The sequence below is a fragment of the Streptomyces sp. NBC_00554 genome, from assembly GCF_041431135.1.
In the GTDB taxonomy this organism is placed as follows: domain Bacteria; phylum Actinomycetota; class Actinomycetes; order Streptomycetales; family Streptomycetaceae; genus Streptomyces.
This window is the reverse complement of record NZ_CP107799.1, coordinates 7,520,851-7,535,717: the sequence shown is the minus strand read 5'-3', so window position 1 is coordinate 7,535,717 and position 14,867 is coordinate 7,520,851. Positions and strand designations below refer to the sequence as shown.

Genomic DNA, 14,867 nt, shown 5'->3' with positions numbered 1-14,867 from the left:
CGATAAGGCGCCGGACGCCTGTATCAATGGCTGATACAGGCCCCGGAAGATCAGCTTCACCGTTAGCGTTCGGGGCGTCACCCAGCGGGCATTGAACGGTTGTCCGAAACCCGCGAGTAGCTGGGGAGGACGCCTGTAGCTGGGGAGGAAGGGAAAAACCGTGAGTGAGGGTGCCGGCATCCGTAATGGGGACCTGCCGGACGAGCTGACCGCCGCCGAGGCCGGAATGTGGCAGTCCTTCCGCAACGGCAGCGTGTACGACCTGCGCAGCGGGGACACGACCGCCGACGATCCGCACGGCGGCCATCCCTGGGGTCCCGAGCGCAGTGTGCGGGCCCGGATCGTGGCGTGGCTGCTGCTCGACGGGCCGCCCGCGCTCCAGGGCCGGGTGGCCTCCCTGAAGCTGACCGGCGTGCAGATCACCGACGTGCTCGATCTCGCGGGCGGCACCGTGGTGCCGTACGTCGAGCTGAAGGGGTGCCGGTTCGAGAAGGAGATCCTGTTACCGGAGGCCCGGTTCCAGACCGTGCGGCTGGTCGACTGCTCGGTGCCCCGTCTGGAGGCGGCCCGCCTGCACACCGAGGGCGACCTGCATCTGCCGCGCTGCCGCTTCCACAACGGGGTACGCCTCACCGACGCGCACATCGGCACCGATCTGCTGCTCAACCAGGCGGTGGTCTACCGCGACCGGCGCGGGCGTTCGATCACCGGCGACGGCATGACCGTGGGGCAGGACCTGCAGGCCGAGATGCTGGAGTCGCACGGTGAGCTGAGCCTGCGCGGCGCCAGCGTCGGCGTCTCGCTCAGCCTGCGCGGCAGCAAGCTGAGCAACCCGTACACGCGCCTCGCGCTGAACGCCCCCCAGCTGACCGTCAACCGCACGCTGTACATGACCCCCGCGGGCGTCGGCAATCCCATCCTGACCAGCGGGACCACCCCGGCGCGCGGCACGGTGGTGCAGCGGTTCGAGTGCCAGGGCGGGATCCGTCTTGACGACGGGCGGTTCGGGGACGCACTCGACCTGGAGCGGGCGCGCTTCCTCTTCGACGACGACCAGGAGCTGTCGCTGCGCCGGGTCCAGACGCCCGAGCTGCGTTTCCTCGGGGAGAGACCCGAGCGCGGCAAGGTGGTGCTGTCGGGCGCGAAGGTGGTCAACCTGGTCGACCGGGCGGCCAGCTGGCCGGGGCCCGGCGGCCTCCACATGGGCGGCTTCGGCTACGAGAACCTCGTGCCGCAGGGCGCGTTCCCGCTGACCCGGCGCCTGGAGTGGGTGGCGGCGGCGACCGCCGAGTACAACCCGGAGCCGTACGAACGCCTGGCCGCCGTGCTGCGCAACTCCGGCGAGGACGAGGACGCGCGCGAGGTGCTGCTCGCCAAGCAGCGCCGCCGCCGCGAGACGCTGCCGCTCGCCGCCAAGCTCTGGGGGTACGCGCAGGACTGGACGGTCGCCTACGGGTACCGGCCCGGGCGGGCCGCCCTGTGGATGGCGGTGCTGTGGGCGGCGACCTCGATCGCGTTCTCGCACGCCAGCCACCCGCCGATGAAGAGCGGCGAGCATCCGCCGTGGAACTCCTCCCTGTTCGCCCTGGACCTCCTGCTGCCGGTGATCGACCTCGGCCAGGTGGGTTTCTGGCAGCTGCGCGGCGGCTGGCAGTGGCTGTCCGCGGTGGTGATCCTCCTTGGCTGGATCCTGGCGACGACGGTGGCGGCGGGGGCGACACGGCTGCTGCGGCGCGGCTGACGCACGGCTGACCTGCGGCTGCGGGCTCACCGGCCGACAGGCTCATGACAGGAAATCACCAGTAGAACATCAGTCACCTTTTACTCGCCCTTGACTATCTTCCATACAACCTATTGACGGTTACGAAAGCTTCACAGCGCCCCCCTGGTACAGCTCCGACCTGCGGTTTTCAATGGTCTCCACCATGGCACTGCTGCGCGCGTTCATCCGCACCGCCCGGATGGCCCGGAACGCTTCAGGCCTCGCCGCCGGACTGCCCGCCGACGACGAGGTGCTGCTCGACGCCCCGGACGAACGGCTCGGTCCCGTCCTCGTCGCGGCCGGCCGCGGCGAGTACACCCCCGCGGCCAAGCTGCTCACCACCACCCGTGAGGCCGCCGAGTGGGAGGACCGCGACCGGTACGCGATGCGACTCGCCACCTTCGCGCGCTCCCGCGACGACTGGCTCCGGGCATGGCAGGACGCCTCCCCGCACGACCCGGACGCCCTGCTGGTCAAGGCCGAGTTGGCGGTGTCCCGGGGCTGGGAGTCCCCGGCCCGCGTCGAGCTGCTGCGCGAGGTCGGCCCGCTGATCTCCGCCGCGGCGGAGGGCGATCCGCGTGACCCGGTGCCCTGGCGGATCGCGCTCGACCAGGCCCGCGGCACGAACGCCGGGCACACCGAGTTCGAGCAGCTGTGGGGCGAGGCCGTACGCCGTTCCCCGCACCACTACGGCTGCCATGTGGCCGCCCTGCGGTATCTGTCGGCCGCCTGGTACGGCTCGCACCGCGAGTGCTTCGACTTCGCCGAGCGGGCCGCGCAGGACGCGCTGCCCGGCTCCCTGGTGCAGGCGCTGCCGGTGCGCGCCGCCTTCGCCTACCTGACCGAGGGCGGCGGGGCGCTGGTGCTCCGCGAGCGCCTCGATGCTGCGGCCGACCTCGCGATCGCGGTCTCGGCGACGTACGCCGCCGGGGACTCGTGGCCCGCGGAGGTCCGCAACCTCCTGGCGTACGTCCTGGTCAGGCTGGAACGCTGGGAGGACGCCCTGGAGCAGCTGCGCCTGATCGGCCCGTACGCGACGTCGTTCCCCTGGGACCGGGTCTCCGACGATCCCCTCGGCCAGTTCCTGGAACTGCGCGACGGCGTCCGTCTGGAGGTCGCCGCGGGCATGCCCCTGCATCCACGGAGTGAGCACAGCGGACGCGCCCGCTCCGGAGACCATTAGGCTTTCCCGTCGTGACCACCGTCCGGCTCCCGCTCTTCCCCCTGAACTCGGTTCTGTTCCCGGGGCTCGTGCTTCCTCTGAACATTTTCGAGGAGCGCTACCGCGCCATGATGCGCGATCTGCTGAAGACCCCCGAGGACGAACCGCGCCGGTTCGCCGTCGTCGCCATCCGCGACGGCCACGAGGTCGCGCCCACCGCCCCCGGCATGCCGGACCAGACGGCGGTGCCCGAGCGCGGGCCCGCCGCCGGCTTCGGCGACGACCCGGCCAAGGCCTTCCACGAGGTGGGCTGCATCGCGGACGCGGCGACCATCCGGGAGCGCCCCGACGGCAGCTTCGAGGTGCTTGCGACGGGGACGACACGCGTGCGGCTGGTCTCGGTCGACACCTCCGGCGCGTTCCTCACGGCCGAGCTGGAGGAGCTGCCCGAGGACCCGGGCGAGGAGGCCGGCGCGCTCGCCGAGGGCGTCCTGCGGGCCTTCCGCCAGTACCAGAAGCGTCTGGCGGGCGCCCGCGAGCGCTCCCTGACCACCGGCGCCGACCTTCCGGACGAGCCGGCCGTGGTCTCCTACCTGGTGGCCGCCGCCGTCATGCTGGACATCCCGGCGAAGCAGCGGCTGCTGGGGACCCCGGACACCGCCGCCCGCCTGCGCGAGGAGCTGAAACTCCTGCGCGCGGAGACCGCGATCATCCGTAATCTGCCGTCGTTGCCGGCGTCGGACCTGACGCGCGGCCCGACGAGTCTCAACTGACGTAAGGCATCGGCACCTTGGCGAAGAAGTCGAAGAAGCAGCAGGCCGGGGGCACCCCGGCGACCGTGGCTCTGACGGCGGCGGGTGTCCCGTACACGGTCCACGCCTACGAACACGACCCCGCGCACCCCTCGTACGGCGAGGAGGCCGCCGAGGCGATGGGCGTCTCCCCCGACCGTGTCTTCAAGACGCTGGTGGCGGACGTCGACGGCGCCCTCGTCGTCGCGGTCGTCCCGGTGGCCGGCTCCCTCGACCTGAAGGCGCTGGCCACGGCGGTCGGCGGCAAGCGTGCCTCGATGGCGGACCCGGCGGCGGCCGAGCGCACCACGGGGTACGTCCGCGGCGGCATCTCCCCCCTCGGCCAGCGCAAGAAGCTCCCCACGGTCCTCGACGCCTCGGCCGCCGCCCACACCACGATCTGCGTCTCGGCGGGCCGCCGCGGCCTGGAGGTGGAGCTCTCCCCCTCCGACCTGACCGATCTCACGGAAGCGGTCGCCGCCCCCATCGGCCGTGCGTGACCCCTCGACGAACACCCCGTCCTCGGCTAAGCACGAAGGGCATGTCGAAGAAAACAAGAAAACGCAAATGGCGCATCAGGAAGGGCCGCTCCAACCACGGCCACCGGCCGGCGTGAAGATTTTCAGCCCCTCCGGCGTTTGATTTTCAGCCCCTCCGGCGTTTGAGGAGCGGGGTCTGGGGCGGAGCCCCGGGAACAAGGGACGGGTAGGGGCGGAGGGGGCGAAAAACCCACCCCCACCCCCCACCTGCCGGTCACCCCGCCGGAGGCACCGGCGGCGCAGCCTCGTACGGGCTCAGATACGGATCAGGATCCCGCGGCCCGAACAGCGCGGTCAGCCCGAGGTGCACCACAAGGGCCGACAGGGACCACGCCAGCATCGCCCCCTTCGCACCCAGCTTCAACGGCGCGGAGAAGATGACGTCCTTGCCCACTTCCTTGGCGTGCGCGACCACGTCCTGGGTGGGCCCGAGCCAGATCCCGATCCGCCACGCGAGCAGCGACCCGAGCACCCCGCCGACCGCGAGAGCGACGACCAGCGGAACACCCCCGCGCCGCCGCCACAGGAACACGGCCAACGCACTCACCGCACCGAACGCCAGCGCCAGCAGAGTGAACGTTCCGTCGACCCCGATGGCCTGCTCCCCCTCGGTGTCCTTGAGGTACACCGCGGTGTCGTCCGCGATCAGCGGCACCGAAGGTGCCAGCCACCACCACAGCACCCCGAGCAGCACCCCGCCGAGCGCCACGGCCACCGCGATCACGGCGGCCTCGCGCACTTCGGTCTTCATCCCGGGGCCGTCCTGTTCATATCCGGCGGCCTCCACCACACCATTGGCAGGCGGAACCTGCCAGGGGTCGTGCGAGGGCTGATGATGCGGCGGCGGAGGCGGAGTCAGCGGAGCGGTCACCCTGACATCGTGCCAGGCCCGCCTGTCAGCCGCGTCACCGGACGGCCGCCCGGCGGTACGCCCAGGTCGCGAGGGCCAGCGAGGCCACCCCGACACCCGCGCAGACGCCGAGGTCACCGAGGACGAGGGCCCAGTCGGGATGCGCGTCGAAGCTCCGCGCGAGAGCGTCGACCCCGTACGTCGAGGGCAGCAGATCCCGCCCGTACTGCACGACCGTCGGCAACCGGTCCGCCGGCAGCACCCCAAGCAGCAACGCCGCCGACATCCCCAACTGCCCAAGGAGCGTGGCGAGTTCGGGTCGCGACGCGAGCAGCCCGAAGGCCGCCCCGAGCCCGGCGAGCGCGGCGCCCGAGAGCGGGATCACCAGGACGAGCACCCACAGGTTGGCCATCGGCAGCCCGAAGAGCAGGCAGCCGCAGACGGCGGTGGCGATGGTCCCGGGCACGGTGAAGGAGGCGTACGCGCCCGCGGCGCCGAGCACGACGGCGGCCGGTGGCACGGGCAGCGTCGCGTAGTGGTCGAGCCCGCCGCTCGCGCGCAGCTGTCCGAAGTACTGGGCCAGAAGATTGAGGGCGACGAAGGCCACGACGAGCACCGACGACCCCGCCACCACGGCCTGCGCCTCACCGCCGCCGTCCACCACTCCCCGCATCAGGATCATGATCCCGATGGACTGGAAGGTGGCCACGAACAGCAGCGGGATCCGCGCGACGCGCGCCCGGGACAGCTGCGCCCGGTACACGGCGGCCAGCGACGGCCACAGCCGCGCACGAGGCCCCAGTTCCGCGGCATCGCAGACGTCCTCGGCCACGGGCAGCGCACTGCCCGGCAGCACCTCAGCGGGTACGACACTCACGTCGAGCTGCTCCTCTTCACTCCGGCAGCAGTCCTGTTCTCGAGGCCCACGAAGCTCCGCCCCGTCCATGCGAGCTCCTGTACAGACTCCCGTACGGATCCCGCGCCCCGCACACTCAAGACCCTCAAGCCTTCACCAACCCTTGCGTGGTGTCGCCGCCGAGCGCCAGATACACGTCCTCCAGGCTCGGCGTGGCCAGCGTGAAGTCGTCCAGGGCGGCGAAGGCGGCGCCTCCGGTGACCGTGGCGACGACCGCGCGGGCCTCCTCGGGGGCGAGCCGCAGGGTCCAGCGCCGCCCGGACTCGACGGCGTGCTCGCGCAGCGCGGCGACCTCGGGAACATCGAGCGGGGCACGCTCACGCCAGACCAGTTCGACCCGTACCGCGCCCGCGACCTGCTCCTTCAGCCCGGCCGGGGTGTCGCAGGCGATGACCCGGCCCCGGTCGAGGACGGCGACCCGGTCGAGGACGGTCTCGGCCTCGATGACGTTGTGGGTGACCAGCAGGACGGTCGTGTCGTGCTCGGCCCGCCGCCGGTCGACGGCGGCCCAGACGGCTCGGCGGGCGACGGGGTCCATGCCGGTGGTCGGTTCGTCGAGGACGAGCAGCGGCCGCTCCCCCACGAGCGCGGTGGCGAGGCAGGCGAGGCGCCGCTGTCCGCCGGAGAGCTTCTTCAGGGGTCGGGAGGCGATCGAGGTGAGGCCGAGCTCGTCGAGTACGGCGTCCCGCTCGGCCCGCGCCGCACGCAGCTCGAGCCCGCGAAGGCGCGCGGTCGTCTCCGCGGCGAGCGACACGGTCAGCTCGTCGAGGGCGGTGGACTCCTGCCCGAGGTACGCGAGGAGCCGCGCCGCCCGCTCGGGGTGGCGCACGATGTCGTGCCCGAGGATCTCCACGCTGCCGCTGTCGGGACGCAGCAGCCCGGTCAGCTGCCGTACGAGGGTCGTCTTGCCGGCGCCGTTCGGCCCGAGCAGCCCGAAGATCTCACCGCGCCGGACGTCGAGGCGTACCCCGTCGTTGGCCCGCACCTCCGGCGTACCGGGAGTGCCGCGTCGTCCGCGCGCGGCCGGGTAGGTCTTGGTGAGACCGCGCACCAAGCACACGACATCACCCCTGTGCCCGTTGCGGACTGCCCCTGCCGTGCGCGTACTCACGATGAACGAGACTACGGGGTCCGATGCCCCGTTATGCGCTCGGGGCCTCGGCTCACTCCCCCACGGGCGCGTGTTCCGCCGCCGTACGCACGTCGATCTCGCGCCAGAACCCCGCCCGGATCGCGTACCGGTCGTGCTCGTCGATCTGGTCGTCCTTGTGCGTGAGCAGCCCGAAGCGGGCCGCGTAGCGCAGCAGTTCGCCGTCCACCCGGTGCGGAACGCGGGGATACATCGCGGACAGCTTCTGCAGATGGCTCTGGTCGGTGAGCCGCTCCATCCAGCGGCGCGCGAAGACCTGCCCCACCTCGTAGGGATCACCGCCGACCGTGGTGATGTCCTCCTCGCGGTCGGCCCAGCGCTGCTCGGCGGAGGTGAGCTGGGCGAGCGTGGGCAGCGAGGCGGCCTCCGCAGACTCCGCGGCGCCCCCGGGGCGTTCGACCCAGCCCTTGTCGGAGGACCAGCGCAGGGTCGCGCTCGCGGGATGCTGGGCGGGCTGCGTGCCGGGCCCGCGCAGCGCGGCCAGGTCCTTCGGGGTGGGTACGCCCTTGGGCGCGGGCACCCGCTCCTCGGTGCCGTTCGGCGACTCGGCCGCCGGGCCGTGCTCCGCCTCCGCCGCCGACCGCTCGGCCGCGGCGGCATGCGCCGACTCAGGCAGCGGCGCGGAGAGGATAGCGGCGATCTCGGGGCGCGGCGCGGGCTGCGGCGCGCAGATCCCGCCGAGCTCCTTGGCGCGTACGGCCTTGGTGATCCAGGTCCGGTCGAGCACGCGGCGCTCGTCGGCCTCGGCCACCAGGTCCTCGGACTGGTTGTAGTCCCCGTCGGCCGCCTGCACGGCCCACAGGTGTACGGCGACCCCGTGCTCCTTGGCCGCCATCATGCCCGGCAGCAGATCGCCGTCGCCGGTCACCAGGACAATGTCGGAGCAGGCCCGGTTGCGGGCCAGCTCGGTCAGCTCGGCGTGCATGGCGGCGTCGACGCCCTTCTGCGCCCACCGCCCGTCGCTACGGGTCAGGGCACCCAGCCGCACCGTGACACGTGGCATCACGCGCAGTCTGCGGTGCTCCGGCTGCGGCACGCGGTCGGGGGCGCCGTCGAACCAGTAGATGCGCAACAGCGGCCGTTCCGTATCGGATTCGGCGCGTTCGCGCAGGCCCTGGATGAGAGCGGCGTGGTCGACGGTGATCCGGGAACGGGAGGAGTCCCCGGCGAGAAGGCTGGCAGCAGCCCCGAGCAGATACCCGGCGTCCACCAGGACGATGCAGCGGTCCACGCGGTCCACCCTCTTTCCGGGAGGTTTGCTTTGGGCTTCCTTCGAGTCTGCCCGACCTCGCGGAGGTTAACGGCCGGAACTCGATCTTCGGCGTGGCGGATCGGAGTATCACCCTCCGACAGGGCTTATTACGCACGGTAATTCTCCGAAATGCGCCACTTCTCAGCCTATGTGAGTCTGGTCCCGGCCCTGGCCCCTAGAAACCCCCGTAGGAGGCAATCACCATGGCCAAGAACAAGAACCGCAAGCAGGGCGGCCAGCAGGACCGCTCCTCGCAGGCCGAGCGTGCGCAGGAGCAGGCCGAACGGTCCTCGACAGAGGCGCAGCAGTCGCCGATGCCGCAGGCCCAGGGCAGCCCCGCGGATGTTGCCCGTAAGCACCAGAAGCGCTTCGGCCACAACTGAGGCCCTGCACAGGGCTGTTGAAGCCCCCACGGGGCTGCTGAGGCCCAGGCACACACCGAAGGGCGCATCCGGATTCGGATGCGCCCTTCGCGTACGCCGAGCAACCGGATGTGTCAGCCGGCCAGGCAGGACGGACCGAGCAGCACCTTCAGGTCACCGAAGAGCGCCGGATCCGGCTTCACCCGGTGCCGGTCGAGCCGCAGAACCGTGGTCTTGGTCGGGCCTTGGAGCCTGATGCGGACCTCGCTCTCGCCCTTGTGGTGGCTGAGGATCTCACCGAGCCGGCTCACCATCGGCGGGGTGATCCGGGTGGCCGGGATGGTGAGGATCACCGGCGCGTTGGTGCCCGCGTTCGACAGGTCCGGGACCTGGAGTTCCATCGCGACCAGACGCGGCACGTCCTCGCGCTTGTCGAGGCGTCCCTTGACGAACACCACGGCGTCCTCGACGAGTTGGGTCGACACCAGCTGGTAGGTCGCCGGGAAGAACATGCACTCGATGGAACCGGCGAGGTCCTCCACCGTGGCAATGGCCCAGGCGTTGCCCTGCTTGGTCATCTTGCGCTGGAGGCCCGAGATGATACCGCCGATGGTCACCACCGCGCCGTCCGCGTGCTCACCTCCGGTGAGCTGCGAGATGCCCGCGTCCGCCTTGTCGGACAGCACGTGCTCCAGACCGAAGAGCGGGTGGTCGGAGACGTACAGACCGAGCATCTCCCGCTCCTGGGCGAGCAGATAGACCTTGTCCCACTCGTCGGTGGTGAACTCGACGTCGAGTCCGAAGCCGGGCTCGCTGGTGTCCTCGTCGCCACCCCCGAAGAGGTCGAACTGTCCCTCGGCCTCCTTGCGCTTGACCGCCACCACGTTGTCGATCATCGGCTCGAACTGCGCGGTGAGGCCCTTGCGGGTGTGCCCCATCGTGTCGAACGCGCCCGCCTTGATCAGCGATTCGGTGGTCCGCTTGTTGCAGGCGACCGCTTCGACCTTGTCGAGGTAGTCGGGGAACGAGCCGTACTTCCCCTTGGCCTTGCGGCTCCTGATGATCGACTCGACCACGTTCGTACCGACGTTGCGGACGGCGGAGAGGCCGAAGAGGATCACGTCGTCGCCCTGCGCGGCGAAGTTCTGCTCGGACTCATTCACGTTCGGCGGGAGCACCTTGATGCCCATGCGCCGGCACTCGTTGAGATAGACCGCGGACTTGTCCTTGTCGTCCTTGACCGAGGTGAGCAGCCCCGCCATGTACTCGGCGGGATAGTTCGCCTTCAGGTACGCGGTCCAGTACGAGACCAGGCCGTACGCGGCGGAGTGCGCCTTGTTGAACGCGTATCCGGCGAAGGGGACCAGGACGTCCCACAGGCCCTGGATGGCCTCGTCGCTGTAGCCGTTCTTCTTGGCGCCCGCCTGGAAGATGGTGAAGTTCTTCGCCAGCTCGTCGGGCTTCTTCTTGCCCATCACGCGGCGCAGGATGTCGGCCTCGCCGAGCGAGTACCCGGCGATGATCTGGGCGGCCTTCTGCACCTGCTCCTGGTAGACGATCAGGCCGTAGGTGACCGCCAGAACCTCCTGGAGGGGCTCCTCCAGCTCCTTGTGGATCGGCGTGATCTCCTGCAGCTTGTTCTTGCGGAGCGCGTAGTTCGTGTGCGAGTCCATGCCCATCGGGCCGGGACGGTAGAGCGCCGAGACGGCGGAGATGTCTTCGAAGTTGTCGGGCTTCATCAGGCGCAGCAGCGAGCGCATGGGGCCGCCGTCGAACTGGAAGACGCCGAGGGTCTCGCCGCGCTGGAGGAGTTCGAAGGTCTTGGGGTCGTCGAGCGGCAGGGCCAGCAGGTCGAGGTCGACGCCCTTGTTGGACTTCACCATCTTGACGGCGTCGTCCATGATCGTCAGGTTGCGCAGGCCCAGGAAGTCCATCTTCAGCAGGCCGAGCGACTCGCACTGCGGGTAGTCCCACTGCGTGATGGTCACGCCGTCCGTGTGCCGCACCCACACCGGGGCGTGGTCGACAATGGGCTCGCTGGACATGATGACGCCGGCGGCGTGCACGCCCATCTGCCGGACCAGGCCCTCGACGCCCTTGGCGGTGTCGATGACCTTCTTCACGTCCGGCTCGTTCTCGTACATCGCGCGGATCTCGCCGGCCTCGCCGTAGCGCGGGTGCGCGGGATCGGTGATGCCGCTGAGGTCGATGCCCTTGCCGAGGACGTCCGCGGGCATCGCCTTGGTGAGCCGGTCGCCCATCGCGTACGGGTAGCCAAGGACGCGCGCGGAGTCCTTGATGGCGTTCTTCGCCTTGATCTTTCCGTACGTGCCGATCATGGCGACCTTGTCGGCGCCGTACTTCTCCGTCACATACCTGATCACTTCGACGCGCCTGCGCTCGTCGAAGTCGATGTCGACGTCGGGCATGGAGACGCGCTCGGGGTTGAGGAACCGCTCGAAGATCAGACCGTGCGGGATCGGGTCGAGGTCGGTGATGCCCATGGCGTACGCGACGATCGAACCGGCCGCCGAACCACGGCCCGGGCCCACCGCGATGCCCTGCTTCTTGGCCCACATGATGAAGTCGGCGACGACGAGGAAGTACCCCGGGAACCCCATCTGGATGATGACGTCCATCTCGTACTCGACCTGCTTCTGCCGGTCGTCCGGGACGCCGCCGGGGAAGCGGCGGTTCATCCCGAGGCGAACCTCCTCCTTGAACCAGGTGACCTCGGTGAACCCCTCCGGGATGTCGAACTTCGGCATGAGGTTCTTCGCCTCGAACATGCCGGCCGTGTCGATCTGCTCGGCCACCAGGAGGGTGTTCGCACAGCCCTCCTGCCAGGCGTCCGAGGAGTCCACGGCGTACATCTCGTCCGTGGACTTCAGGTAGTAGCCGGTGCCGTCGAAGCGGAAGCGGTCCGGGTCGGAGAGGTTCTTGCCGGTCTGGATGCACAGCAGCGCGTCGTGGGCGGTCGCCTCGTGCGCGTACGTGTAGTGCGAGTCGTTCGTCACCAGCGGCGGGATGCCGAGCTTCTTGCCGATCTCCAGGAGGCCGTCGCGGACCCGGCGCTCGATCTCGATGCCGTGGTCCATCAGCTCCAGGAAGTACCGGTCCTTGCCGAAGATGTCCTGGTACTCGGCGGCCGCCTTCAGAGCCTCGTCGGCCTGGCCGAGGCGAAGGCGCGTCTGGAGCTCACCGGAAGGACAGCCGGTGGAGGCGATGAGCCCCTCCGACCACTTGGAGATCGTCTCCTTGTCCATGCGCGGCCACTTCTGCAGCCAGCCCTCGGCGTACGCGTCCGAGGAGAGCTTGAAGAGGTTGTGCAGGCCCGTACTGTTCGCCGCCCAGATCGTCTTGTGGGTGTAACCACCCGAACCGGACACGTCGTCGCGCTTCTGGTGCGGCTGGCCCCACTGGATCTTGCGCTTGTTGCGCCGGGACTCCGGGGCGACGTACGCCTCGATGCCGATGATCGGTGTGACGCCCATTTTCTTCGCCGTGTGGAAGAAGTCGTACGCCCCGTGCAGGTTGCCGTGGTCGCTCATGGCGATGTGCGTCATGCCCATCTCATTGCAGGCATTGAACATGTCCTTGAGCCGCGCGGCACCGTCCAGCAGTGAGTACTGGGTGTGGACGTGCAGGTGCGTGAACGGCGGCTTTGACACGGCTTCGGCCTCCTGAGGAAACACTGGGCGACAGGCTGCGGACAGTCTGGGGGGACAGCGTCGAAGTCTATGCCGGGGCACTGACACTCGGCGGCAGATCACACGTACCTTCATGCGGGTACTCGTCCACCGAGCGCGTACCTTCGTCCGGGTGATCCGGGCACTCCCGCGTACCTTCGTCCGTTGGAACTGGACGGAAGCAGCCCTTCCCGGCGGACGCCGCACATGTCCCACACGTCATGCACCACCTGCACCAGGAGGCACCCAGCGATGTCGGTCCCGCAGCTCAGCGACGAGCAACGCGGCGAGCAGATCCTCGCCGTCTTCGACACCGCCTTCGGCGAGCTCCTGGCCGCCGACCCGGCCGCGTTCCGCGTGAAGTTCCGCAAGATGGCGGCCTCCGCCTTCGCCTTCTACCGGGGCACCGCGGGCCTGTTCTACTACGACCTGGAGCAGGAGAGGCGGGGCGGCCCGTACCTGGACGAGCGCACCTCGCGCGTGTGGATCCACGGCGACCTGCACGCCGAGAACTTCGGCACGTACATGGACGCCCAGGGCCGCCTGATCTTCAACGTGAACGACTTCGACGAGGCGTACGTCGGCCCCTTCACCTGGGACCTCAAGCGCTTCGCCGCCTCCGTCGCGCTGCTCGGCTACGCCAAGGCGCTCAGCGACGAGCAGATCAGCGGGCTGGTGCGCACCTACGCGGCCGCCTACCGGGAGCGCATCCACGCCCTCGCCACCGGCGCCAAGAGCGACGAGGTGCCGCCCTTCACGCTGGACACCGCCGAGGGCCCGCTCCTGGACGCGCTGCGCGACGCCCGCTCGCTGACCCGCTTCGGACTGCTGGACTCGATGACCGAGATCCGTGACTTCGAGCGCCGCTTCGCGCCCGGCGGCGGCTCCATCGAGCTGGACGCGGCGACCCGCTACAAGGTGCTCGCGGCCTTCGACGGCTATCTGGAGACGCTGCCGGAGTCCTCGCTGAGCCGCCCGGACTCCTACCGGGTGAAGGACGTGGTCGGCCGGCGCGGCATCGGTATCGGCTCGGCGGGGCTGCCGTCGTACAACATCCTTCTGGAGGGCGCCACCGACGCCCTGGAGAACGATGTGGTGATCTACATCAAGCAGGCCCAGACCCCGGCCGTCTCCCGGCACATCACGGACTCCTCGATCAGCGACTACTTCCAGCACGAGGGCCACCGCACCGTGATCTCCCAGCGCGCCCTCCAGGCACACGCCGACCCGTGGCTGGGCTGGACCGAGCTGGACGGCGCGGGCCAGCTGGTCGCCGAGGTGTCGCCGTACGCGGTGGACCTGGACTGGGGCGACATCGACGACCCGGAGGAGATCGCCGCGGTCGTCGCGGACCTCGGCCGGGCCACGGCCACGATGCACGCCGCGGCGGACGACGAGAGCGGCCACTCGGAGCTGGTGCCGTTCTCCACCGAGCGTGCCATCGACGCGGCGATCGCGGCCGACGAGGACGGTTTCACGGGCCTCCTGGAGGACTTCGCGCACAGCTACGGCGCACGCGCGCGTGCCGACCACCAGATCTTCGTGGACCTGTTCCGTAACGGACGGATTCCGGGTCTGTAGCGGGCGGCTAACTGACAGGGTCCCTTTAGGGGTCCCTTACAGGAGCTCGTGACACACTCTCCCCGCTATGGACATATCCGGGACCCAGCTCAGAGCCGTACGCGCGGCGCTGTTCACGGCCATGGTCGTGACGCTCAGCACCGCGTCGCACGTGCTGCTGTCCCGGGTTCCGCTGCCGATGGGGACGGTGGCCGTGATCGCCGCCGCCGTCTTCGTCCTCGCCTACGCCCTGGGGGGCCGCAAGCGCGGCTTCGGGCGGATCGCCGCCCTGCTGATACCGCTGGAGCTGGCCGCCGACACCGTCTTCACCACGGGCCAGCACGTCTGTTACGGCAGGGCGGGCGGCCCGGTCGCGGGTCCGCTGCGCTCGGTCGGTTTCGACGTGCTGTGCGGCGGGGGCGCCGTGGGCACCCCGCTGGCCCGGGTGACCGGCACCGGCGGCGACCGCGCCGCCGCCCTGCTCACCCACGCCGACCCGACCGCCGCCTGGCTGCTGCTCGGCGCGCACATCGGCGTCGGACTCCTCGCCGCCGCCTGGCTGCGCCGCGGCGAGCGGGCGCTCGAGCAGCTGCTGCGCGCGGCGGCCGCGTCCACCTTCCGGCCGCTGCTGATCGCGGTCGCCGCGGTGACGGTACGGCTGCTCGCCCCGGTACGCCGGCCGGCACGCCCCACGCGCCGGGCCGCCACCGCCCGCACGCGCCTGTTCGTGCACTCCCTGGGACGGCGCGGACCGCCGAGCTCCGTCGCTTTCGCGTGAGCAAGCCCGCGTAAGCAAGCCGGCGCAAGCAACCCCGCCTGAGCGACAGCACCTGA

The 14,867-nt window shown here is 70.3% G+C and carries 12 protein-coding genes; 7 read left to right on the top strand and 5 right to left on the bottom strand.

Translation table 11 applies throughout. The features are described from left to right. Positions 1-160: 160 nt before the first annotated feature. The 4 genes from OG266_RS33175 to ybaK all read left to right on the top strand — a co-directional run bounded on the left by OG266_RS33175 (position 161) and on the right by ybaK (position 4,215). Positions 161-1,741, top strand: a complete 1,581-nt coding sequence (locus OG266_RS33175) for an oxidoreductase (protein ID WP_371550190.1) — start codon at positions 161-163, stop codon at positions 1,739-1,741. A gap of 184 nt (positions 1,742-1,925) precedes the next feature. Next, positions 1,926-2,945 (top strand): hypothetical protein, encoded by a 1,020-nt coding sequence (locus tag OG266_RS33170; RefSeq protein WP_266465333.1) that lies wholly within the window; start codon positions 1,926-1,928, stop codon positions 2,943-2,945. An 11-nt stretch (positions 2,946-2,956) separates the two neighbouring features. After that, on the top strand, positions 2,957-3,697 hold the full coding sequence (locus tag OG266_RS33165; protein ID WP_266465330.1) for an LON peptidase substrate-binding domain-containing protein: 741 nt from the start codon (positions 2,957-2,959) through the stop codon (positions 3,695-3,697). 17 nt (positions 3,698-3,714) lie between these two features. Next, positions 3,715-4,215, top strand: a complete 501-nt coding sequence (ybaK, locus tag OG266_RS33160) for a Cys-tRNA(Pro) deacylase (protein ID WP_371550189.1) — start codon at positions 3,715-3,717, stop codon at positions 4,213-4,215. Between the two features lie 253 nt (positions 4,216-4,468). Here ybaK and OG266_RS33155 read toward each other — a convergent pair whose 3' ends face one another. From OG266_RS33155 to OG266_RS33140, 4 genes are all read right to left on the bottom strand, one after another. Beyond that, the gene (locus OG266_RS33155) at positions 4,469-5,125 is read right to left on the bottom strand and encodes an AAA family ATPase (RefSeq protein WP_266465326.1); all 657 of its coding nucleotides are present in this window, start codon (positions 5,123-5,125) and stop codon (positions 4,469-4,471) included. A 34-nt stretch (positions 5,126-5,159) separates the two neighbouring features. Continuing rightward, positions 5,160-5,981, bottom strand: a complete 822-nt coding sequence (locus OG266_RS33150; protein WP_371550186.1) for an ABC transporter permease — start codon at positions 5,979-5,981, stop codon at positions 5,160-5,162. A gap of 124 nt (positions 5,982-6,105) precedes the next feature. After that, complete coding sequence (locus OG266_RS33145) at positions 6,106-7,131, bottom strand: ABC transporter ATP-binding protein (RefSeq protein WP_371550184.1); 1,026 nt, start codon at positions 7,129-7,131, stop codon at positions 6,106-6,108. 52 nt (positions 7,132-7,183) lie between these two features. Next, a complete protein-coding gene (locus OG266_RS33140) occupies positions 7,184-8,401 on the bottom strand; it encodes an NYN domain-containing protein (RefSeq protein WP_329548163.1) in 1,218 nt (405 codons plus the stop codon). A 224-nt stretch (positions 8,402-8,625) separates the two neighbouring features. Between OG266_RS33140 and OG266_RS33135 the strand changes: the two genes are divergently transcribed. Further along, complete coding sequence (locus OG266_RS33135) at positions 8,626-8,805, top strand: hypothetical protein (RefSeq protein WP_266465318.1); 180 nt, start codon at positions 8,626-8,628, stop codon at positions 8,803-8,805. A gap of 113 nt (positions 8,806-8,918) precedes the next feature. On the opposite strand, the gene dnaE is transcribed toward OG266_RS33135, so the two are convergent. Continuing rightward, positions 8,919-12,455 (bottom strand): DNA polymerase III subunit alpha, encoded by a 3,537-nt coding sequence (gene dnaE, locus OG266_RS33130; protein ID WP_371550181.1) that lies wholly within the window; start codon positions 12,453-12,455, stop codon positions 8,919-8,921. Between the two features lie 270 nt (positions 12,456-12,725). On the opposite strand from dnaE, the gene OG266_RS33125 reads away from it, so the two are divergent. Then, positions 12,726-14,054, top strand: a complete 1,329-nt coding sequence (locus OG266_RS33125) for a DUF2252 domain-containing protein (RefSeq protein ID WP_266465314.1) — start codon at positions 12,726-12,728, stop codon at positions 14,052-14,054. Between the two features lie 67 nt (positions 14,055-14,121). Beyond that, positions 14,122-14,811 (top strand): hypothetical protein, encoded by a 690-nt coding sequence (locus OG266_RS33120; protein ID WP_371550179.1) that lies wholly within the window; start codon positions 14,122-14,124, stop codon positions 14,809-14,811. Positions 14,812-14,867 lie beyond the last annotated feature (56 nt).

Coding starts and splice junctions, on each gene's coding strand:
- OG266_RS33135 (WP_266465318.1), top strand. CDS start 8,626: ATGGCCAAGAACAAGAACCGCAAGCAGGGCGGCCAGCAGGACCGCTCC.
- OG266_RS33125 (WP_266465314.1), top strand. CDS start 12,726: ATGTCGGTCCCGCAGCTCAGCGACGAGCAACGCGGCGAGCAGATCCTC.
- OG266_RS33170 (WP_266465333.1), top strand. CDS start 1,926: ATGGCACTGCTGCGCGCGTTCATCCGCACCGCCCGGATGGCCCGGAAC.
- OG266_RS33120 (WP_371550179.1), top strand. CDS start 14,122: ATGGACATATCCGGGACCCAGCTCAGAGCCGTACGCGCGGCGCTGTTC.